This is a genomic window from Dehalococcoides mccartyi CG5 (genome assembly GCF_000830885.1).
Taxonomy (GTDB): domain Bacteria; phylum Chloroflexota; class Dehalococcoidia; order Dehalococcoidales; family Dehalococcoidaceae; genus Dehalococcoides; species Dehalococcoides mccartyi_B.
On sequence record NZ_CP006951.1, the window covers coordinates 984358 to 1005017 of the forward strand.

Below are 20660 nucleotides of genomic sequence, written 5' to 3' on the forward strand. Positions count from 1 at the left end.
TTAAGGCATGACTGAGATTAAAACAGCTTATGTCTTCCCCGGTCAGGGTGCTCAGTTCGTGGGCATGGGACGGGATTTATACTCGGAGTTTCATTCCGCCAGAGAGCTTTTTGACCTGGCGGATAAAGCTTTGGGGTTTTCGTTGTCTAAATTATGTTTTGAAGGACCTGAAGAAGACCTGAAGGACACCCGCCACTCCCAGAGTGCCATTGTCTGCCACAGCCTGTCTGCCCTTTCGGCTTTTATAGAAAGCGGCAAATCAAAGCTTCTGCCTGAACCCTCTTTTGTAGCAGGGCATTCACTGGGTGAATATTCGGCGCTGGGTGCAAGCGGAATACTCCCTTACGTACAAGCTATTTTGCTTGCCCGCAAACGGGGAGAACTCATGGCTGAAGCAGCCGCCAAAACCCCCGGTGCCATGGCCGCCGTTATAGGCATATCCCAAGAAATACTGTCTGATATCTGCCTGAAAACAGGCTGTTACATAGCTAATTTCAATTCTCCCGGGCAGCTGGTTATCAGCGGTCTGAAAGAGGCTGTAGACCAAGCATCTGCCCAAGCCACAGCCAGCGGAGCTATGAAAGTAGTAACCCTGCAGGTAAGCGGCGGTTTCCATACCCCTCTCATGTCGCCTGCTTCCACAGGTTTAAAAGAAATGCTGAACTCTATGGATTTTAAGACCGCCCGAATACCGCTGGTGGCCAATACCAGTGCTTGCCCAGTTTCTACCCCGCAGGATGTAAAAGCCGAACTTTATTGCCAACTGACCGGTGGTGTCCAGTGGCAAAAAAGCATAGAGAATATGATTGCAAGCGGGGTAAATACCTTTGTTGAGATTGGGCCGGGTAAAGTACTGGCCGGACTGATAAAAAGAATTAACCGCAGTGTCAGTATCTACAATATAAATGATGCCGCTTCTATCCAGAATTTTAGCGTATAATGGGTAACATGCTTGGTTTAAATGGCAAAGTAGCCCTGATTACCGGCTCCGGCAGGGGCATAGGCAAAGCCATAGCTTTGCGGTTCGCCGAAGCAGGGGCAAAAGTGGTAGTAAACAGTCTGTCTCCCAATGGTGAAGAAACGGCCTCTCAGATACGTTCTCAGGACGGACAGGCCATATTCGTTCAGGCTGATGTAAGCCAAAGTAGCGGGGTAGAAGCCCTTTTCAAAGCCAGTCAGGAAGCCTTTGGCGGAGTGGATATACTGGTAAACAATGCCGGCATAACCCGTGACCAGTTGACCATGCGTCTGTCCGAAGAAGACTGGGACAGTGTAATACAAACCAACTTAAAGAGTGTTTTTTTGTGTTCCAAGGCCGCCCTCCGCCAGATGCTGAAAAACCGCTGGGGACGGATAATAAACCTCAGTTCCATAGTCGGTCTGAAGGGCAACCCGGGGCAGGCCAATTATGCCGCCGCCAAAGCCGGCATTCTGGGATTCAGCTATTCTTTGGCTAAAGAAGTGGCCAGCCGCAATATTACTGTCAATTCCATAGCACCCGGTTTTATAGAAACCGATATGACCGCAGCCCTGTCTGACGAACAAAGACAGGCTATAACAGCCCGAATACCCATGCAAAAACTTGGCACAGTGGAAGATATAGCCGCCTGTGCATTATACTTGGCACAAGAAGATGCCAAATACATTACCGGACAGGTAATTTGCCTGGACGGCGGTATGTCTATAATATAAGCGAGTAAAAAGTGACGACCAGCAGACGCAAAGCACGTGAAATAGTCCTTCAGGCTCTGTACGAACAAGACCTGGCAGGGCATAATGCCGAGGATGTTTTAAAACGCCTTTTAACCGAAAACCCCCAGACTGAAGAAAACGTAGAGTTTATTTTCAGGCTGACAAATGCCGTAGTCAAGCACAAGGACTTACTGGATGAAAATATCCGCCAGTTTGCCTCTGCCTGGCCGGTGGAACAGCTTTCATATATTGACCGGAATGTACTCCGGCTGGCTATTTTTGAAATTATCCATGAAAATGATGTACCGGTTAAAGTAGCTATCAACGAAGCAGTTGAACTTGCCAAATCATTTGGGGGCAACTCTTCTGCCAGATTTATAAACGGGGTTCTCAGTTCTGTCAGCAAAGCTCTGGCAGATACAGCAAACCAACGGGAGGAGTGAAGTAGTGGCAACGGTTTTTGAAAGAGTAAAAAAAGTTAGTGTTGAGCAGTTGGGCGCCGAAGAAAAAGATGTGGTGCTTACTGCCAGTTTTGCAGATGACCTGGGGGCAGATTCTCTGGATCAGGTAGAACTTATAATGGCACTGGAGACCGAATTCGGTACTCCCGAAACCAAGTTTGAGATACCTGATACTGACGCTGAAAAATTAAAGACGGTGCAGGCTGTAGTGGACTACTTGAAGTCCAAAGGCATAAAAGACAGCTAATACCGCCTCTAATACCACCAGATTCAAACAGTTTTTAAATTTATAGCCGAAATCCGGTCCGGGCATTTTATTGCCTGTTACAGCTGATACTCTGAAATTTCGGATACCAAGATGTTTGCCGTTAAAAACGGGTAAACGGTATAGTGGGTTGTTACCTGAAAAAGACCAAGCCTAAGGGGTAACCCCTGCCCTGCCAGACGGCTAAGACGTTTTACTCCCCCTAAAAGAGCCTATATATAGGTCAGATTTAGATTGAGACAGCCCTCAGGCGGTGTCCTGCCCGAACTTGCACCCCGTATAACGTTCTAAAACTTTGCGGAAATGATAGCCGTAAATGGATAGGGTAACTGCCAGAGGAAATGCCTTGGGATTTTTTATCAGGGTAGAGCCCAACAACCGCCAATAATACTTCCGGCTGTTGTCCACAATACCCAGATGCCACACAGACCGCATAAATGCCCTTAGCCTCTGGGCTGATACCGGTTTCACCCGCCCTTTGGGTTTGGGATGATATCTCGATATAAGTACAGCTACCCGCTGGTAATATTCGCGGGGGGCATATATGGCTGAGAGCACCCGGTTATAACCGTTTATAAGCACTTCGGTCTTCATGCGGGGTACAAAGTTCAAACTGCAATCTGTATTATCTCCCCGAAAATCTTCCAGCAGACGTTTTTCCTTCTTAAGCCTGTTCCACAAACGGGTGCCTCTGGGGGCATTTAAAAGCCCGACCATGGCAGTCACAATGCCGCTTTGCTGAATGAAATTTATCTGGGCACGGAAAATAGAAGCCGGGTCACTGTCAAAACCCAGTATGAAACCGCCCTGAACCTGAATACCGGCCTGCTGGATTTTCTCAATTGAAACCAGCATATCCCTATTGGCATTCTGGTGCTTGGAACATTCCGCTAAACTTTCGGCATTGGGTGTTTCCACTCCCACAAATACGGTATCAAAGCCTGCTTCTACCATCAGGTGAAGCAGTTCATCATCGTCTGCCAGATTTATAGAAACCTCGGTATTAAATGAAAAGGGGTAACCCTTTCGTTTCTGCCAGGCTATGACTGCCGGCAATATGTCGGCCTTGAGTTTATTTTTGTTGCCTATAAAGTTGTCATCTACAAAGAAAACTCCCGAACGCCAGCCGGACTGGTACAGGGCATTAAGTTCAGCCAGAACCTGCACACGGTCTTTTGAACGGGGAACACGGCCGTTTAGGACTACAATATCACAAAACTCACAGTTAAACGGGCAACCCCGCGAATACTGAAGGCTCATGGAGGAATATTCTTTTGACTTTACCAGCTTCCAGAGGGGTATGGGTGTTCGGGTAAGGTCTGACTTTTCTTTTTCGGGGTATACCGCTGCCGCTTTTCCCTCTTCCAAATCACGCACAAAACCTGCCAGAGAGTTTTCCACTTCCCCCAGCAACAAATGGTCTATGCCCTTCAGGGTTTCAGCCTCAGCCGTAAAGTAAGGCCCTCCGGCCACTACTTTTTTACCCAGAGCATGGCAGCGGTCTATACATTCGTGGGCGGATTTTTGCTGAACTGCCATAGCGCTTATAAAGACGTAATCTGCCGCCAGTATATCTTTATCCGTCAGGTTTTCAATATTAAGGTCTACCAGTTTCTTTTGCCAGCCATCCGGCAGCATGGCGGCAAGAGTCAGAAGACCCAACGGCGGAAAAGAGGCTTTTTTAGAAACAAACTTTAAGGCATGCTTGAAGCTCCAGAATGTGTCGGGATAACGTGGGTAAAGGAGTAAAATTTTCATCTGAATCTCCTGACAGAGGATATTTGAATATTTTGAATAATATCATAAATTTTATTCATTTTAAACCCTGCCTACCCCAATCGCCAGATTACCTCTTCCAGTACCTCTTTCCATTTATCACCAATTTTTTTAAACTCTATAGCCACCTGATTACGCCCTGCGATAACCCCTGCCCGAAGCGGTTCAAGCAAAGACTTGTTTATTATCAGCCCGCCCAGCATCCGCACCACTATCTGGCTGCCTTCGGTTACTATAGTATCCACGTGGGCTTTTTTAGCCAGCAGACGCAGACGGATTGAATAAAGCAGGTTTTCAAGTTCCGGCGGCATTGCCCCGAACCGGTCTGCCAGTTCCTTTTCTTTTTCCTGAACTCCTGCCAGACTGGTTAAAGCCGATAACTGCTGGTAGATGGAAAGCCTGAGATCCAGATCCTGAATATAATATTCGGGTATAAATGCATCCAGAGGTAAATCCAGCTTGGGGGCAGGCATGTTCTTGAGGCGTATTTCCTCTTTTGAAAGCCCGCTGCCCGTAGCTTTCAGCCCGGCCACAGCCTCTGACAGCATCTGGGTATACAGATTGAAACCGACTGAATTTATATACCCTGACTGTTTTACCCCAAGCAGTGTTCCCGCACCCCGTATCTCCAAGTCTTTCATAGCAATGCCGTAGCCTGCCCCCAGTTCAGCTGCCTCATAGATAGTTTTCAGGCGTTTCTCAGCATCGCCGCTAAGGCGTTTTTCTTTTTCATACAGGAAATAGGCATATGCCAGCTGGGAACTCCGCCCCACCCTTCCCCGCAACTGGTAAAGCTGGGTAAGCCCGAAGCGGTCTGCCCGGTTTATGATAAGGGTATTGGCATTCGGCACATCCACCCCGGATTCTATTATGGTGGTACATACCAGCACATCCAGTTCATGCCGCACAAAATCAGCCATTACGGCCGCCAGTTTTTCTTCAGCCATCTGCCCGTGCCCGATACCTATGCGGGCTTCGGGAACAAGCTGCTGGATACGTTCTGCCAGCAAATTTATGCCCATCACCCGGTTATTCACAAAAAATACCTGCCCGTTTCTTTCCATTTCCCGCAGTATAGCTTCACGTATCAGCCGTTCATCAAAAGCGGCTACTACGGTCTTTATAGGCAGGCGTTCACCGGGCGGAGTTTCGATAATACTCATATCCCGCACTCCCACCATAGACATGTGCAAAGTACGGGGTATGGGGGTAGCGCTAAGGGTAAGCACATCTACCTGGGCACGCAGTTTCTTGAAAAATTCCTTGTGGGCTACCCCGAAGCGTTGCTCTTCATCTATAACTACTAATCCCAAGTCTTTAAACTTTATATCTGCCTGAAGCAGGCGGTGAGTACCTATGCAGATATCCACCTCGCCTTTTTCCAGATTTTCAACCACTTCTTTCTGTTCGGACTGGCTGCGGAATCGGCTTAGCACCTCTACTTTTACCGGAAAAGTGGCCAGCCGCTCACGAAAAGTAGTGTAATGCTGCTGGGCAAGCACAGTAGTAGGCACTAAAACTGCTACCTGTTTGCCGTCCATAACCGCTTTGAAAGCCGCCCTTATAGCTACCTCGGTTTTACCGTAGCCCACATCCCCCAGTATAAGCCTGTCCATAGGGCGGGGTTTTTCCATGTCTTCTTTGACATCGTACAGGGCCTTCAGCTGGTCAGGTGTTTCCACATAGGAGAACGATGCTTCCATCTCCTGTTGCCAGACGGTGTCTGCCGAAAAAGCATAGCCGCTGGCCAGTTCACGTTTGGCGTAAATCTCAAGGAGCTCACGGGCAGTCTCTTCCGCGGATTCACTGGCCTTTTCTTTAGCCCTTTGCCATTCCTGAGTACCCAGCCGGTGCAAAGACGGGGGTTCATCCCCACTGCCTATAAAACGGTTTACCCTGTCCATCTGGTCTGTGGGTACATAGAGTTTGTCGCCGCCGGCATACTGGAGTATCAGGTATTCTTTATCCATGCCGTCACGGTTCATATGGCTGACCCCGCTGAACAGGGCTACCCCGTGGTCTATATGCACCACAAATTCACCCGGCTTTATGTCCAGCACCACTCCCTTGCGGGCAACCGGACGTTTGGAGGGCAAACGCCGCTGTTTTACAAAACCAAAAAGTTCGGCATCGGTAAATACGTGCAAGCTACCGCTTAAACTCCAGCCCGCACCCAATATCCCTTGAACAAGGCTTAGACTGGCAGACGGAGGGGGTTTCAAAATATCTGTTTGAACATTTGTGGAAATACCCTCTTCCGCCAGAAGCTCGGTCAAACGGGCGGCCTGATGGCTGACTATAACCACCCTGCCTGCGTGCCCTTTCAGTTCCGGCAGTTTCTCATACAAACTGGTTAAACGCCCCACATAATTATCCGGAGAAGCAAACTCCAGCTTCAGAGACTCACTCTCCCGCCCGAAAGAGGCCATAATAAGCCTCTTTTTGGTTTTCAACATTTCAGATATCTCTGCCCAGCTGAAATACGGGCGGGGATAAACGGAAGGAAGCTCACCTTGTGACAGACGATCTGAGCGCAGTTCTTCGGCTTCGTTATCCAGATGAAAAGCCGCCTGCTCTATAGAGGCAGGCTCATCCAGCACTACCAGAGCATCCGCCGGCAGATAATCAAGTATGCTTGAGGTATTGAAAAGAGGGGCAAAAAATTCCGGGTATTCCGGTTTTAAACCCTCCTGCAAGTGGTTTATATCTGCCGACAGAGTGCGGCTGAATTCAGGATTAAGGTTATCAGTGAGCAAAGCATCCAGCTTGTTTTTAAGCTCTTGACGGGGCAACTGCCCCAGATGAAAAATTTCACTTGCGGGGCTGATGGTAAGCTCGTTTACTTGCTTTCCCGAACGCTGGCTTTGAGGGTCAAAATTACGCAAACTTTCCAGCGTATTGCCGAAAAATTCCAGCCTTACCGGGTTATCTTCGGTATGGGGGAAGATATCCAGTATCCCGCCCCGATGTGAATATGTTCCCGGCATTTCTACTATGCTTTCCTGACGGTATCCCAGTTGCTGAAAACGGCAAATAAGATTCTGGGGTTCTGTTTCCAATCCCGTCCAGACCTGCACAAAAGACTGCTCAAATACTTTGGGGGATATATACCGCTGAAGCAGAGCCGGCACAGCTGTAACTATTATCCGGGCATCTCCACTCCGGATAAAACCGCCCAAAATGCCTGCCAGACGCATTTTTTCCAGTGAGGAATTACGGTCTGAAACAGCCCTCTGGTAAGGCAACAGGCTGGGGTCAGGCAAAAACCCCGGCTCTTCCCCGCTGTAAGCGGCTATCTGTTCCAGTAGTTCCCTGGCCCGCTCCGGCTGTGAAGTGATAACCAGCATGGGGCATTTAAGCTTGCGGTATACCGCCGCCAAACTGAAACCCCTCCCCGCATCTAAAACAGAAATATCAGCTTCACCCCTGTCTAAAGATTCAAACAGACTGTTAAATGAAGGACTTTGGTCTATTAGAGGCAACAAACCGATAAGGTTCAATATATTCTCCAAACACATTTAGGGGCTTACCGTTAGAGGTAGCCCCGTTTGGAAATTGTATCACCGAAAGCACCCGCCCTCAAGTCAGGTGCAATATATACGGGGTAATCCTTGTTCTGGCTTAACTTGCTTGCTATAATGACTTATTTATGAACGAAAATTGTTATAAACGGGTTGTAATAAAGTTGGGCACCAGTCTGCTCACCGGCGGCACAGGCAAGCTTGACCATGAGCGCATGGCTGACCTGTGCCGACAGATAGCCGAACTGACCCGCCTGGGTACTGAGATAGTTATAGTTTCTTCGGGGGCTATTGCCGCCGGACGCTCTAAAATGGGTATCCGCCACATTCCGAAAGATGTTCCTTTTAAACAAGTGCTGGCCGCCATAGGCCAGAGCCAGCTTATGAATTATTATGACCAGTTATTCAGTCCTCACGGGCTGACGGTTGCCCAAGGTCTGCTGACCAAAAGTGACCTGTCTGACCGTTCGGGTTACCTCAACGCCCGAAATACCCTGCTGGCTTTGATGGAACTGGGAATTATAACCATTGTCAATGAAAATGACGTGGTAGCAATAGATGAAATCCAGCAAGCCAAATTTGGGGATAATGACAATCTGTCGGCCATGGTAGCCAACCTGATAGAGGCTGATTTACTGCTGATACTGACCAATATCCGCGGGCTTTACACCTCAGACCCTACTCTCCACCCTGAAGCTACCTTGATAACCGAGGTCAAAGAGATTACCGAAGAACTGGAGCAACTGGCCGCCGGCAGCTCAAACAAGCTGGGTACAGGCGGAATGGTAACCAAACTGGAAGCCGCCAGACTGGCCACATCTTCAGGGGTAACCGCCATTATTGCAGACGGGCATATACCGGATATTATTCTCAAACTGGCGAATGGTGAAAATGAAGGTACCCGTTTTATACCTTCACTGCACAAGCCGGATAGCCGCCAGCGCTGGATGATGAGCGGGCTTTGCACCCGCGGCAGCATCTGTGTAGATGACGGGGCAGCCAAAGCACTAAGAGAAAACCAGAAAAGCCTGCTGGCTGCCGGAGTGCAACAGGCCGAAGGCAAATTCGGGCGGGGTGATATTGTAAAGCTTACCGACAGCCACGGAAAACGGCTGGGTTATGGCATAACCAATTACTCTTCAGATGATATTTCCAAAATAAAAGGCCTTCACTCACAGGAACTAAACGCCGTTTTAGGGGGCAACCAAGGCCCTGAAGTAATACACCGCAATAATCTGGTGGTAATTTAACGGAGGTAGGTCATGGCACTGGGCAATATATACCAGGGAGACCAGTTGATAGGAGAGGTAGAATATACCTTTCAGGATAATTCTGATTCCCGCTGGTGGGGAGAACTGGTCTTCACTGAATACCACAAAGTAGCTGACGGTGGTGGTTACTCTATCCGCACCGAGGATGGAAAACAAGGGCGCTGCACCCTTAAAAAGAAGCTGAACAAGGCCGTTTACGGCATGCCCTCACGCCATTTCTATCTCTTTCAGGGCATGAGCCTGCTTAAAACCCAGTGAGCATTAAATACACCAGCGGCTTGGGTCATATTTACCTTAAAGATGTGGACAAACCACTGGCAGATGTCCAGTATAACCTCATGGAAACCAACTCCAGCCAATATACATCCGCCAAGTGGTGGGGAGAGATAACCTCCTCTAAAGAGCTAAAACCGGCTGAATATATTTTTGAGGCTGAAGACGGGCGTAAAGGCAGCGTGGTAATCAGCCTGACTACCCCACCCGGACGCAAACTTCCCAAATACCGTTATCTGGTTAACGGGCGTGGTTCACTGGGAAACCTGCATAACAAACGCGGTCAAAAAAAGCCCGGCACGTTTTAGAAACAGCACCGGGCTTTTTAATAACCAATTATTTATAAACTAAAAGAAGTATGAGGATGACGGGCGGTCTTCAAGGAATATTGTTATAGTCCTCTCAACTCCACCCCTCTTTATCTGCAAAACTACCGTCTCACCTGATTCCATCCTCCAGAGAATTCTGAGCAGGTCTGAAAAAGAGGTGACTGCCTTTCCGTCAAACTGGTAAATAACGTCACCATCCCTCAAACCGGCAAGGTCTGCCGGGCTGCCGTGTTCAACATCCAACACCTCAACCCCGTTTGATTCGGTAGCACCGCTAAATCCCGGTATATCATCATAATAGTCATCAACATCTATCCCCAGATACGGATGACTGACGCTGCCGTCTGCTACCAAGCTTTCATAAATCTGCTCGGCGGTAGCCACATTTATAGCAAAACCCATATTTTGGGCATCTAAAATACCGGCACTATTTATACCGATAATTTCACCTGTGAGGTTTATCATAGGCCCGCCGGAATTGCCCGGATTTATAGCCGCATCTGTCTGGATTACGTCAAAATAAGGCGTTTCATCTATAAAAAACCAGTTCTCCAGATTACTTACGATACCGGCAGTGACCGTCATACCGCCATCAGTGGGAGATATGCTTAACGGATAACCAAGAGCAACAACAGTATCACCCATTTTAAGGGTGCTTGGGTCACCGAAAGATGCCGCCTGCAGACCGTTTGCCTTTATTTTAACTACGGCCACATCCATAAAATCATCTATCCAGAAATCCTCAGCCGTATAAACTTGTTTATTGGGCAAGATTACGGTCACATTGGTGGCGTTTTCCACCACATGGCGGTTAGTAAGTATATAGCCGCGGCTATCCATAATAGTCCCTGAACCGGAAACAGTACCTCTTTCACCGGTAGACCGGTCATAATAATCTACTTCTATGTACACCACCGACGCCATAACAGAGGCAATAGCATCCACTTGTGCCGTAGAAAGTTTTAAAAGCTCGCCGATTTGCCCATCCAAAGTAGCTAAATGCCCGTTTACTGCCGTCAGCTGGCTCTTAAGCGTATTTATATCCGTACCGGCTTGACTAAGCTGGCTTTGCAGAGACGAGATCTGCCCCTGGGCAGTCTGCAACTGGTCTTTCTGGTCAAGCAGGAGAATAGTGTTAAACGCACTTACCCCTATCAGTACCAAACTGAGTAATACTCCTATCCATTTCTGGGCGGTAGTCATACCTGCTCCTCCTTTAGATTATCTAATATATAATAATAGCTTCTTCGGGCATATTGGGAAAGGGATGTTCATTTATAAATTTTTCAGCCTTATATGTATAAAGCAAGAAAACTGATAATATCACTAACCGGTATTACCAGATTAATATCTTCTATGTCCTCACCATAGGGTACTATCCCGGCAGAGGGTATACCTATCATAAGTCCATCCATATTCACCATGCAACCGCCGGAGTTGCCGGGGTTTACGGCTGCATCTGTCTGAACATACAGATAACCTTCATAGGTACGCATAGCCGAAACAATACCTTTGGTAAAAGTAGCCGGACCAGCCAAATCAGTCCCTAAAGGGAACCCGGCCGCCACCACGTCCATACCCACTTTGATATCAGCCATAGTGGCCAAAGTAACAGTAGGAAATTCCTGGCCGCTAGTAGCACTCATAAGCAGCAAAGCCACATCCCGGCCCGTATCACTGCCTACCACACTGGCCGAATATATAGCACCGCTCATCAGGGTTACCCTGATAGTGGTTGCCCCTTCAATAACATGGTAATTGGTCAGTATATAACCCCGTTTATCAATAATAGTGCCGGAGCCGGAGGCAGAAAAGTTCCGGCCGCTTACATCTACCCGCACTATAGCCGGTTCAATCAGACTGACCACATCCGAAACCGCACAAGCATGACAGGTAAGGTCTGTATTTACCTGCTGAAGCTGGCTTTGGACAGTTGAAAGGTCTTGCTGCAGGCCGGCAATATCGCCGCCAAGGCCACTAAGTGAAGCCAAACTTTGGGTTAAAGAATCTATCTTGGTTTCAGCCTGACTAAGCTGGTCAGATTTCTGAAAAAGCATAGCGGTATTAAATCCGGTAACCACCACCAGAAGTGCAATAACAGCTATACTTATCCAGCGGGATTTGACTCCTTCCATGGCTCTCCTCCGTAATATTCAATTCGGTCTTCAATATCTTTATCATAACTCTTTCAAAACCTAAAATGGGAAAATCAAAAAATTATTTACCCTGCTGGTATTTAGTATCCTTTCCCATCCAATCCTTGAAACCGGAAAGGGCTGAAGAATATTCTTCAGCCCTTTGTTTGTACCGCATATCCCGGTTGCATCAAGTAGACTTTTTAAAATACACCCCGGCCGCATCCGCAATAAAAGCGGCCAGTTCAGGATGAATCTTGTCAAAAAATGCCTTGAATTCCGGGTCATCACGGTAGCTTCTGGCTAGACCCAGCAAACCTTCATCTGTGTAATGAGCAAAGTTTCCCAGCCATATCCGCCATTTGTTTATCAGTTCTTGTGACTCCCGGTGGGCAGGGCCGTTAGGTATATTTTTAGCCATCTTCTCAAATATGGTTTGCCCTTGGGCCTGAAGCTCTGCCATTTTGGTTTTGCCCATTTTTACTACCATCTCTTCTGAACGCCTAACTGTTTCTTCTCCATACCTGCGGCGGGCTTCACTGCGGTAGTAATCAATCTTCTCCTGCGAAAGCCCCTGATAATATTCGTTTATTTCCATCTCTATTTTCCCTTCCAGACTGGATATAGTTTTTTGAATGGTCTTCTGCAAATCTTCCAGCTGTTTTCCCTTATCCTGTAGCAAACCGCTCTGCCGGCGCAGGTTTTCAAGAAGGCTTGTACCCGGTTCATCAACCAGCAGTTTTATGCCTTCCAGCGAAAACCCCAGCTCACGGTAAAATAATACCTGCTGAAGACGCAAAGCCTCTTCCCTGCCATACAGCCTGTATCCGGCGGCAGTATAACTGTGGGGTTTCAGTAAACCGTTAACATCATAAAAATGCAGAGTGCGTATACTCACCCCTGCCATTTTGGAGAGTTCACCAACTGTGTGTAGTTTTTCCATAACACCATGATAAACCATTACCTTAGGTAATGGTCAAGAGGGTCAAACAATAATTTTGATCTTGCCATTTCTAAGCTTAAAGTTTAATATTTGTGTATTACCATGGCTTAAAGGAGAAATGATGGAAAAAGCACTGCTGGAAATAGAAGAAAAAGCCCGTTTAGCCAGAGCCGCTTCCCGCCCTTTAAGCTATGCTTCATCTGCCCAAAAAGACGCCGCCCTTAAAAATATTGCCCGTTGCCTGCTGGATAACGGGCCTGCCATACTGGAAGCCAATTTGAAAGACCAGAACGAAGCCAAAGCTTCAGGTATGCTCCCCGCCATGCTTGACCGCCTGATTATAGACCAGAGCCGTCTGGAGGGAATTGCCAAAGATACATTCGCTATCGCCGCCCTGCCAGACCCGGTGGGTGAAATATTTGATATGAACACCATGCCCAACGGGCTGATTATCGGTAAAAAACGGGTACCGCTGGGCGTGATTGCGGCTATTTACGAAAGCCGCCCCAACGTTACAGTGGATATTGCCAGTTTGTGCCTGAAAGCCGGAAATGCGGTTATTCTGCGAGGCGGCAAGGAAACTATCCATTCAAATACCATTCTGGCTAAGCTTATCCGACAGGCGGTTGAACAGGCAGGATTACCCAAAGAAGCTGTCCAGTTTATAGAAAATACTGACCGTAATCTGGTAAACCACCTGCTCAAGCTTTCAGATCAGATAGATTTGGTGATACCCAGAGGCGGAGCCGGACTTATTAGTTATGTTAAACAAAACTCTTTTATACCGGTGGTTGCCGGCGGCATAGGGGTAGTGCATGTTTATGTAGATGCCGATGCCAAAGTAACTGATGCGGTAAATATAGCTTACAACTCCAAAGTACAGCGTCCCACCGTCTGCAACGCCATGGACACCCTGCTGGTGCACAAAGATATAGCACCTGTTTTCCTGCCTGCCGTCGCCGCCGAATGGAGCAAGGCCGGAGTGGAAATACGGGCAGATGAGGCCGCCTTGAAAATACTGGAAAACACCTTCGGTTGTAAGCTCATACCCGCCACCCCGGATGACTGGGGCAAGGAATTTCTGGCACTGATTGCGGCGGTGAAAGTGGTAGACAGTCTGGATGAAGCCCTTTCCCATATTGCCAGATACGGCTCAGGGCATACGGAAAGCATAGTTACCCAGAACTATACTTCTTCACAGCGTTTCCTTAACGAAGTAGATGCGGCCGCAGTTATGGTAAATGCCTCCACCCGCTTTACAGATGGCTCGCAATTCGGGCTGGGAGCGGAACTGGGTATAAGCACCCAAAAGATGCATGCCCGCGGCCCGATGGGGCTTAAAGAGATAACCAGCTACAAATGGATAGTCTACGGTAGCGGGCAGATAAGGGGATAGGATACCTTTATGTATCTATTCCCCGAATATAGTTTAAGGGGGGCGTAAAGCCCCCCTCTTTAATATCTGCTATTTAATCGGCTAAAGCTGAGGCTGGGTAATACCCTTCTGAATATCAAAAAGCTGTCTGATACCGGCTTCGCCCAGTTTGAGTACCTGATCAAGGGTATCACGGGAGAAGGCCTTGCCTTCAGCCGTACCCTGTATTTCCACAAACTCACCCCGGTCATTCATGACCAGATTAAAATCCACTTCAGCCTGAAAATCTTCGTCATAACAGGGGTCAAGCACAATATTGCCTTTAAAAATACTGACACTGACCGCCGCTACCTGAGAAGTAAAGGGCATTTTGGAAAGAATACCCATATCTACCATTTTTTTAAACGCCAGATACAGGGCTATATAAGAACCGGTTATGGAAGCGGTGCGGGTGCCGGCATCTGCCTGAATAACGTCACAGTCTACAATAAAAGACCTCTCGCCCAAAGCCGCCATATCTACACAGGAACGCAGGGAGCGGCCTATAAGGCGCTGTATTTCCTGACTCCTGCCGGATATCTTGCCTGCAGACGAATCTCTTTGGGTACGGGTAACCGTGGAACGGGGCAACATGGAATATTCAGCCGTGACCCAGCCTGTACCGCTATTACGCAAAAACTGGGGAACTCTGTCTTCCATACTGACCGAACAGATTACCCTTGTCTTACCCTGCTCTATCAAAACCGAACCCTCGGCAAAGCTCTGGAAACCGGGTGTAATTGTTATCGGCCTTAGCTGGTTAAAGTTGCGGCCATCACCTCTTTGCATGAACACTGACTCCATTTCTAAACTAGTTTATATCCGCCAGTATAACACCCTGCAGTAAAACGGAACAACGCACCCTTTTATCAGCTCAGGCTTTCAAAGGCCTCTTTAAGCAGGGGAACGGTGGAAAGTGAAGCTATTTCAGCTGGAAAAACCCAGCAAAAACTTACATGCTCCCAATCCATTTGGGGTTGTCTGTTTACCTTTAAATGAAACAGGAACGGGTGTATCTGCCAGCAGATACCCAGTACGGTATCATGGTATTCAAATACCTGTCCTTCTTTAAGAAGTACCAAATCTTCGGGTTCATAGCCTGTTTCTTCGGTGATTTCGGTATAGACCTGTTCCAGCGGTGCTGTATCCATGTGGCCGGATATAGCCGCCCAGCAACCGCGGTAACTGCCCACTCTCTGGCTGCGTTTAAATAAAAGCACCTTGCCGCCTTTTATCAAAAAAGCAGTCACTACCGGCTGGGTACAGGACTGGTTATCCACCGGACATGTCTTTCAAATATCCCCTCAGCATATCCAGAGCAGCCACAGCTGCCTGATATTTTATCTCTTCACGGCTGCCTGTAAAATGGTGTTCAAATGCCCTGACACCCTTCAGTGTGGACAGCCCCAGATAAAAAAGCCCCACCGGCTTGCAAGGGGTTTCACCCCCAGGCCCGGCAATCCCCGTATCAGACAAGCAGATATCTGTTCCAAGTAACTGCCTCCCCCCCAGAGCCATCTGACAGGCGGTTTCCGGGCTGACCGCACCCTGTTCTGAAAGCGTCCGGGCAGACACCCCCAGCAAACTTTGCTTAATACCATTGGAGTAGCTGGTAACCGAACCCGGAAAATAGGCTGAACAACCGGGTATATTGGTAATTGCGTTTGAAACAAGCCCTCCGGTAGCAGATTCCACCACTCCCAAACTGAGTTTATGCTTGATAAGCAGCAGCCCTATTTCCCCTGCCAGATCAGTTAGTTTATAATCTAGGTTATTAATCATAGTATTATATTACCTTTAGAAGGTTTAATATGCCACCAAAGGAAAGCCCGTTTAAAGTAAATCTTAAAATAATCCCTTCTGCCCGAAAAAATGAACTGGCAGGTTATGAGAATGGTCTACTCAAACTAAAGATAGCCGCTCAGCCGGAGAAAGGCAAGGCTAACAAGGAGCTGATAGACTACTTAAGTGACCTGCTTGATACCCCTAAAGCCGAAATAGAAATATGCCACGGGCATACCGGGCGGAATAAAGTACTGGCGTTTTTTACACTTAGTCAGGCGGATTTTGAGGCAAAGATTTCGGCGGCTTTGCACGGGTCTTAGCATTCACCTTAACCACCACCACCTTGGAAGGTTTCCTTTGGGGTATTTTGCTGTTTTTCACAGGCAAATCTATTATAAATCTGGTTCCCTGCCCCAGCTTACTTTCCAACTGAACTTTGCCGTCATGTTCCATAATGATACCGTAACACACGCTCAGTCCCAATCCCGTACCCCGGCTATCTTCCTTAGTGGTAAAAAAGGGGTCAAATACCCTTTCGGCAATCTCAGGTGAAATACCCGGACCATTATCTTCTATTATCATGCGGATAAAATTGCCCATATCTTCAGTTTTAATAAGCAACCTGCCCCGCCCGTGAGCCTGATACATGGCTTGTTCGGCATTAAGAATCATATTTATCAGCACCTGCTGTATCTTGTAGAAATCCATCAGGGTAGCCGGCAGATTTTCTGCCAGCTCCAGTTCCACCACAATATTTTGAATAACCAGCTCGTACTCACGCAGCTCTATAGATTTGCGGATAACGTCATTAAGCCCGCACAGTTTCTTTTCCTGTTCGTAACTGCGGGCAAATGTTCGCAGGTTATTTACTACCTTGGCTGCCCGCAAAGCTTCTGTATGTATACGTTCAATATCCCGGTGTTGTTCTTCACTGGTGCATTTTCGGGCCAGCCTTTCCGAAAAGCCCAGTATACTGGTCAGAGGACTGTTTATTTCGTGGGCAACACCGGCTGTCAGCGCACCTACCGAAGCCAAGCGGCTGGAAAGATTAAGGTCTTTTTCCAATCTCCGCTGATTCTCTTCTGCTTTTTTGCGTTCAGAAATATCCCGAATGGTTGTAAATACTATATTTCTGCCATCCAGTTGAAATAGATGATAATGTATTTCTATAGGGACAGATATATTATCTTTGGTTTTGTGTAAACACTCACTCAATAGATAACGGCTTTCCCGCAGCTCCAACCATAAGGTCTGATTAATATTGAAACCTTCAAAATTAACATCAACAGTCACTAAGTCCAGAAATTCTTCATGGGTATAGCCGATATAACGGCACATCTGCTCATTGGCTTCCATGAATTTTACCGGCTTTCCCTCCGGAGAGACTTCATAGACCGCCACTGCATCCAGCATATTATCTAAAAATAAATGAAAAAGTTCTTCTTTTTCCATCAGTTATTTCCAAATCTGTTATATCCAGATACACCCCGCAGGGTGCTTTGAATATAAACTGTACCCTGCAAGAATATTCTATGTTGAGCAATTTTCAGTGTCAGGAGACCACCTTCGCAAGTGACAAATTCCCCCTCTGCCAAATCATAAGAATCTGCCTTTGCAGTATCAAAATACCGGCGGCAAATTTCTGCCTGCCAATCTTCAGGGAAAACTTCCCTATTCTGTTTGTTATTGACTCTTAGCCCAATCGGTCCTATCGGATTAAATAACTCTGCATTGCACTCGGTTGTCACCCTTTTTTCAGGGCAGATAAATATGCCGCCAACTGTAATTTTATGGAGGATTATTTGGTATTCGCGGTAATCGCCCCGAACAGTGCTGGTTTGGCTTTCAGGAAAGGTAATACCGGCAGGATATATCACTGCATTATCTATAACGGGCATGCCTGTTATAGATGTCTGTCCTTTTATATTTACCAGCCTATACTTGCAGGTACCGGATAACACCTGTATACCAAAGCACTCAGGCTCATTCAGGTATTCGTGCCCTGAGCATTTTGGCAATTCTTCATTTTTATTGTTAACCCGCAGGACATATCCTCTGGGATTTATACAAGCAATAGAAATACCGGCATTCCCCAATATTGCCAAGTACCCATTCCGTGTCATCCGGGATTCCGGACTGATATTATTTATCATATCAACACCCGAATTCACTGCTTCCACCTGATTTTTTTCGGATATATTCTTCCCCGCTATTCAAATTATTACATCCATTATTATACATGTTTAAAAATGCCTAATAAAGTACAGGATTGAAAATAAAAAGACCAACCTGAGGTTGGTCTTTTTTCAGAGAGATAAAGTTAAATAACTAGGCTTCAGGGGAAATGCGCAGGAAATTCTTGGTAGCGTTTATGATATCCATCTCACCAAAGGGTTTGTTCATAACGCCGAAAGGCCCTTGAGCCAGCACTTTTGCCATAGTATCGCTGTCCGGATAACCGGTTATGATGGTAACAGGAAGCTTCGGTTTGATTGCCCGAATTTTCTGATAAAGTTCTGCCCCGTTCAAGCCGGGCATTTTGAGGTCAAGAAACACCAGGTCAAAATCTTTGCTTTGAAGCTGTTCCAAGGCTTCCTCTCCGTTTTTAGCCATACTGACTACATGACCCTGCTCTTCCAAGGTTTCTTTGAAAAGGCTGCGCACGGTGATTTCATCATCAATCACCAATACACTTGCTCTCACGCCCACAGCACTTTTGCGTAACCACTCGTCAATAGATGACTTGTCAAAACGCCAGCTATGGCTGACCTTCAGTGCAGGGATGGCATTACGCTGGAGAAGACGATAAATTGTTTTCTGGGTAACTCTGAGATATTCGGCTACTTCGCGAACAGTCATTAAATCAGCCATGATATTCTCCTAATCCTATATAACAATATATTTAAACTCTTATAAGATACCTTTTATATTATAGCAATTCACTATACAAAGGACAAATAGGGACAAAATCTTGAACAAATTATATATACTATATAATAACCTAGTTACTACATCAATCAGGTCTATCTACACCTGACAAACGCACAAAACCACAAAATATATATTTCGTTGTCAGCTTTGAAGGGTCTGTTTAAATATTTACAGGCATATATCCGTTATCAGATTAAAGCTGGCTTTACGTTTTTTAACGTCTTTGTGTTATTATTGTAGCATAGCAAGGTATTGTAAAATAATACCCATCTTAGATACAAGTTAAATGCACTGCGGGGATAGGGTTTAAATACAGTGATTCGCAATATTACGATAAGCCAAACTACTAAAACCATCTTCCGATGGGGAATGGTACTGGCAAGTATTGCTTTGCTCGGGTTGCCGATGATAATCAGCGCAGCCATAGTGCCTTATGTAGATTCAAATCTGGTAGCCAAATATCAAATAGGCAATACACAAGGGCAAATAACCTGCTACCAAGCGGGTAAAGACCCTGAGGTCCTTGGACTTTCAATTTGGTACCCTACCAGCGGCGAGGGCAACTTCTCTTTTGACGGGTTCACCGGTACACTGGCAGATTTGAGTGGCGGGCCGTATCCGCTGGTTATTTTTAATCACGGACTGAATGCCAATTATATTGACCCGCTTTACCTTAAAGAAAGCCTGGTGGGACAAGGCTATGTAGTGGCTTCAATCCATTTTAACGATATGCCTTCAATAAGTTTTTCGGATTATCTTTCCACTACCCCCCGGACAGACTGGGATAACCGTACTGATAACCTGTTTTCAGCAGTAGATTACTTTTTCCGTGACAATTACCTGAACTATCTGGAAAGTTTCCGCATAAATCAGTCACGGCTTAGTCTGGATTACGTACTGAATCTAAACGAAAACCCTGCTTCACCTTTTTACGGGCTGATAGATGTAAATAAGATTGGCATGGCGGGACATTCACTGGGAGGACTGACTACGCTGGCGCTTAGCGGTGCCCATCCTGACCCGGCTATAGCTGACCCGCGAATAAAAGCTATAATCCTTCTAGCTACGCCGGCCTATCCCTTCGAAAATAATCTGGGCAACATAAATATACCCGTAATGGTTATGCGGGGGGTTTATGACCTGATGATAACCAGTGCCGAAGATAATCTTTGGGTAACGGCCGAGGGGCTTAAACCGCCTGAATTTTTTCTGGTAGTCAGCCAATCCCACCACTTTACCTTCAGCCAATCACCTTACAGCATCTCTGACCCGTCGCCTCACATAAACCATGATGCGCGGCTTGAAGTTATCATGCTTTACAGTCTGGCATTTATGGACTACTACCTGAAGAATGATGCAAATGCCCTGAAGGTTCTGGAACAGCAAGACCCCATGCTGGCTCAATACTACTACGAACTGGGCTAAAAACTTTACCCGTTGCTGACCGAAGAAGATTTTGAAGACAAATAAAAAGCCCTGCCTTTGCAAGCAGGGCTTTATTTAGTTTCTTAAACTAGGGACTATCTGCCGCCCTTTACGCGATTGTAGCAATTGCTGCAATACACGGGACGACCCTGTCGGGGTTCGAAGGGGACCTCGGTGTCCTGACCGCACTGTGCACAGACAGCCTGGAACATCTGGCGAGCGGGACCTCTGCTCATACCCCCGCCGAAACCGCCGGTCGAACCGCCTCTTTCAGCCTTGCGAGCCTGACGGCAGCTAACGCAGCGCTTGGGATCATTGGTATAGCCGCGGGAAGCATAAAGCTCCTGCTCTGAACCAGTGAAGGTAAATGAAGCGCCACAATCAGCACACTGGATTTCTTTATCCTGGTAAGCCAATTTGGATGACCTCCTCTCTGAAA

At 47.0% G+C, this 20660-nt stretch carries 22 protein-coding genes; 10 read left to right on the forward strand and 12 right to left on the reverse strand.

The window, feature by feature from the left end; all coding sequences use genetic code 11:
- Positions 1–7 precede the first annotated feature (7 nt).
- The 4 genes from fabD to acpP are packed head-to-tail and all read left to right on the forward strand — an operon-like array spanning position 8 to position 2400.
- Positions 8–940: an ACP S-malonyltransferase gene (gene fabD, locus X794_RS05200; RefSeq protein ID WP_011309634.1), complete on the forward strand. Its 933-nt coding sequence runs from the start codon at positions 8–10 to the stop codon at positions 938–940.
- Positions 940–1692, forward strand: a complete 753-nt coding sequence (gene fabG / locus X794_RS05205; RefSeq protein ID WP_012034070.1) for a 3-oxoacyl-[acyl-carrier-protein] reductase — start codon at positions 940–942, stop codon at positions 1690–1692. The genes fabD and fabG overlap by 1 nt, the downstream gene beginning before the upstream one ends.
- Before the next feature lie 11 nt (positions 1693–1703).
- Positions 1704–2135 (forward strand): transcription antitermination factor NusB, encoded by a 432-nt coding sequence (gene nusB / locus X794_RS05210; RefSeq protein ID WP_011309636.1) that lies wholly within the window; start codon positions 1704–1706, stop codon positions 2133–2135.
- A gap of 4 nt (positions 2136–2139) precedes the next feature.
- Positions 2140–2400: an acyl carrier protein gene (gene acpP, locus X794_RS05215; RefSeq protein WP_011309637.1), complete on the forward strand. Its 261-nt coding sequence runs from the start codon at positions 2140–2142 to the stop codon at positions 2398–2400.
- 264 nt (positions 2401–2664) lie between these two features.
- Here acpP and X794_RS05220 read toward each other — a convergent pair whose 3' ends face one another.
- Together X794_RS05220 and mfd are read right to left on the reverse strand one after the other, a co-directional pair.
- On the reverse strand, positions 2665–4176 hold the full coding sequence (locus X794_RS05220) for a B12-binding domain-containing radical SAM protein (protein ID WP_012034071.1): 1512 nt from the start codon (positions 4174–4176) through the stop codon (positions 2665–2667).
- Between the two features lie 71 nt (positions 4177–4247).
- Positions 4248–7694 (reverse strand): transcription-repair coupling factor, encoded by a 3447-nt coding sequence (gene mfd, locus X794_RS05225; RefSeq protein WP_034376998.1) that lies wholly within the window; start codon positions 7692–7694, stop codon positions 4248–4250.
- Between the two features lie 149 nt (positions 7695–7843).
- Between mfd and proB the strand changes: the two genes are divergently transcribed.
- Genes proB through X794_RS05240 form a run of 3 tightly spaced genes read left to right on the forward strand, consistent with a single transcriptional unit; the run spans position 7844 to position 9567 of the window.
- Complete coding sequence (gene proB, locus X794_RS05230) at positions 7844–8965, forward strand: glutamate 5-kinase (protein ID WP_011309640.1); 1122 nt, start codon at positions 7844–7846, stop codon at positions 8963–8965.
- A gap of 12 nt (positions 8966–8977) precedes the next feature.
- Positions 8978–9244, forward strand: a complete 267-nt coding sequence (locus X794_RS05235) for a hypothetical protein (protein ID WP_011309641.1) — start codon at positions 8978–8980, stop codon at positions 9242–9244.
- Positions 9241–9567 carry a hypothetical protein gene (locus tag X794_RS05240; protein ID WP_011309642.1) on the forward strand — a complete coding sequence of 109 codons (327 nt, stop codon included), beginning with the start codon at positions 9241–9243 and terminating at the stop codon, positions 9565–9567. Before X794_RS05235 ends, X794_RS05240 begins: the two co-directional genes overlap by 4 nt.
- A gap of 39 nt (positions 9568–9606) precedes the next feature.
- Here the strand turns inward: X794_RS05240 and X794_RS05245 are convergent, their stop codons facing one another.
- From X794_RS05245 to X794_RS05255, 3 genes are all read right to left on the reverse strand, one after another.
- On the reverse strand, positions 9607–10791 hold the full coding sequence (locus X794_RS05245; protein WP_011309643.1) for a trypsin-like peptidase domain-containing protein: 1185 nt from the start codon (positions 10789–10791) through the stop codon (positions 9607–9609).
- Between the two features lie 89 nt (positions 10792–10880).
- The gene (locus X794_RS05250) at positions 10881–11723 is read right to left on the reverse strand and encodes a S1C family serine protease (RefSeq protein WP_012984444.1); all 843 of its coding nucleotides are present in this window, start codon (positions 11721–11723) and stop codon (positions 10881–10883) included.
- 190 nt (positions 11724–11913) lie between these two features.
- Positions 11914–12684, reverse strand: a complete 771-nt coding sequence (locus X794_RS05255) for a MerR family transcriptional regulator (protein ID WP_034376318.1) — start codon at positions 12682–12684, stop codon at positions 11914–11916.
- 103 nt (positions 12685–12787) lie between these two features.
- On the opposite strand from X794_RS05255, the gene X794_RS05260 reads away from it, so the two are divergent.
- Entirely contained in the window at positions 12788–14062 is a 1275-nt protein-coding gene (locus X794_RS05260; RefSeq protein ID WP_034376996.1) for a glutamate-5-semialdehyde dehydrogenase, read from the forward strand.
- An 81-nt stretch (positions 14063–14143) separates the two neighbouring features.
- Here X794_RS05260 and rph read toward each other — a convergent pair whose 3' ends face one another.
- From rph to X794_RS05275, 3 genes are all read right to left on the reverse strand, one after another.
- Positions 14144–14869, reverse strand: coding sequence for a ribonuclease PH (gene rph, locus X794_RS05265; protein WP_011309647.1), 726 nt, complete (start codon positions 14867–14869; stop codon positions 14144–14146).
- An 80-nt stretch (positions 14870–14949) separates the two neighbouring features.
- Positions 14950–15360: an NUDIX domain-containing protein gene (locus tag X794_RS05270; RefSeq protein ID WP_011309648.1), complete on the reverse strand. Its 411-nt coding sequence runs from the start codon at positions 15358–15360 to the stop codon at positions 14950–14952.
- Positions 15353–15862 carry a CinA family protein gene (locus X794_RS05275; protein WP_011309649.1) on the reverse strand — a complete coding sequence of 170 codons (510 nt, stop codon included), beginning with the start codon at positions 15860–15862 and terminating at the stop codon, positions 15353–15355. Before X794_RS05275 ends, X794_RS05270 begins: the two co-directional genes overlap by 8 nt.
- 29 nt (positions 15863–15891) lie before the next feature.
- On the opposite strand from X794_RS05275, the gene X794_RS05280 reads away from it, so the two are divergent.
- Complete coding sequence (locus X794_RS05280; RefSeq protein WP_011309650.1) at positions 15892–16185, forward strand: DUF167 domain-containing protein; 294 nt, start codon at positions 15892–15894, stop codon at positions 16183–16185.
- Here X794_RS05280 and X794_RS05285 read toward each other — a convergent pair.
- The 3 genes from X794_RS05285 to X794_RS05295 form a co-directional block, all read right to left on the reverse strand.
- Positions 16133–17317, reverse strand: a complete 1185-nt coding sequence (locus tag X794_RS05285) for a PAS domain-containing sensor histidine kinase (RefSeq protein WP_011309651.1) — start codon at positions 17315–17317, stop codon at positions 16133–16135. The two genes, X794_RS05280 and X794_RS05285, sit on opposite strands and share 53 nt — an antisense overlap.
- On the reverse strand, positions 17317–18036 hold the full coding sequence (locus X794_RS05290; RefSeq protein ID WP_015407888.1) for a hypothetical protein: 720 nt from the start codon (positions 18034–18036) through the stop codon (positions 17317–17319). The genes X794_RS05285 and X794_RS05290 overlap by 1 nt, the downstream gene beginning before the upstream one ends.
- Before the next feature lie 157 nt (positions 18037–18193).
- Positions 18194–18736, reverse strand: coding sequence for a response regulator (locus tag X794_RS05295; RefSeq protein ID WP_011309653.1), 543 nt, complete (start codon positions 18734–18736; stop codon positions 18194–18196).
- Between the two features lie 429 nt (positions 18737–19165).
- Between X794_RS05295 and X794_RS05300 the strand changes: the two genes are divergently transcribed.
- Positions 19166–20221 (forward strand): alpha/beta hydrolase family protein, encoded by a 1056-nt coding sequence (locus X794_RS05300; protein WP_219921318.1) that lies wholly within the window; start codon positions 19166–19168, stop codon positions 20219–20221.
- A gap of 95 nt (positions 20222–20316) precedes the next feature.
- Here X794_RS05300 and X794_RS05305 read toward each other — a convergent pair whose 3' ends face one another.
- Positions 20317–20637: a zinc-ribbon domain containing protein gene (locus tag X794_RS05305; RefSeq protein ID WP_011309655.1), complete on the reverse strand. Its 321-nt coding sequence runs from the start codon at positions 20635–20637 to the stop codon at positions 20317–20319.
- Positions 20638–20660 lie beyond the last annotated feature (23 nt).

Excerpts from the sequence above, each read along its gene's own strand:
- fabD (WP_011309634.1), top strand. The coding sequence starts at position 8 with ATGACTGAGATTAAAACAGCTTATGTCTTCCCCGGTCAGGGTGCTCAG.
- fabG (WP_012034070.1), top strand. The coding sequence starts at position 940 with ATGGGTAACATGCTTGGTTTAAATGGCAAAGTAGCCCTGATTACCGGC.
- X794_RS05220 (WP_012034071.1), bottom strand. The coding sequence starts at position 4,176 with ATGAAAATTTTACTCCTTTACCCACGTTATCCCGACACATTCTGGAGC.
- proB (WP_011309640.1), top strand. The coding sequence starts at position 7,844 with ATGAACGAAAATTGTTATAAACGGGTTGTAATAAAGTTGGGCACCAGT.
- X794_RS05235 (WP_011309641.1), top strand. The coding sequence starts at position 8,978 with ATGGCACTGGGCAATATATACCAGGGAGACCAGTTGATAGGAGAGGTA.
- X794_RS05245 (WP_011309643.1), bottom strand. The coding sequence starts at position 10,791 with ATGACTACCGCCCAGAAATGGATAGGAGTATTACTCAGTTTGGTACTG.
- X794_RS05250 (WP_012984444.1), bottom strand. The coding sequence starts at position 11,723 with ATGGAAGGAGTCAAATCCCGCTGGATAAGTATAGCTGTTATTGCACTT.
- X794_RS05255 (WP_034376318.1), bottom strand. The coding sequence starts at position 12,684 with ATGGTTTATCATGGTGTTATGGAAAAACTACACACAGTTGGTGAACTC.
- X794_RS05260 (WP_034376996.1), top strand. The coding sequence starts at position 12,788 with ATGGAAAAAGCACTGCTGGAAATAGAAGAAAAAGCCCGTTTAGCCAGA.
- rph (WP_011309647.1), bottom strand. The coding sequence starts at position 14,869 with ATGCAAAGAGGTGATGGCCGCAACTTTAACCAGCTAAGGCCGATAACA.
- X794_RS05275 (WP_011309649.1), bottom strand. The coding sequence starts at position 15,862 with ATGATTAATAACCTAGATTATAAACTAACTGATCTGGCAGGGGAAATA.
- X794_RS05280 (WP_011309650.1), top strand. The coding sequence starts at position 15,892 with ATGCCACCAAAGGAAAGCCCGTTTAAAGTAAATCTTAAAATAATCCCT.
- X794_RS05285 (WP_011309651.1), bottom strand. The coding sequence starts at position 17,317 with ATGGAAAAAGAAGAACTTTTTCATTTATTTTTAGATAATATGCTGGAT.
- X794_RS05295 (WP_011309653.1), bottom strand. The coding sequence starts at position 18,736 with ATGGCTGATTTAATGACTGTTCGCGAAGTAGCCGAATATCTCAGAGTT.
- X794_RS05300 (WP_219921318.1), top strand. The coding sequence starts at position 19,166 with ATGGTACTGGCAAGTATTGCTTTGCTCGGGTTGCCGATGATAATCAGC.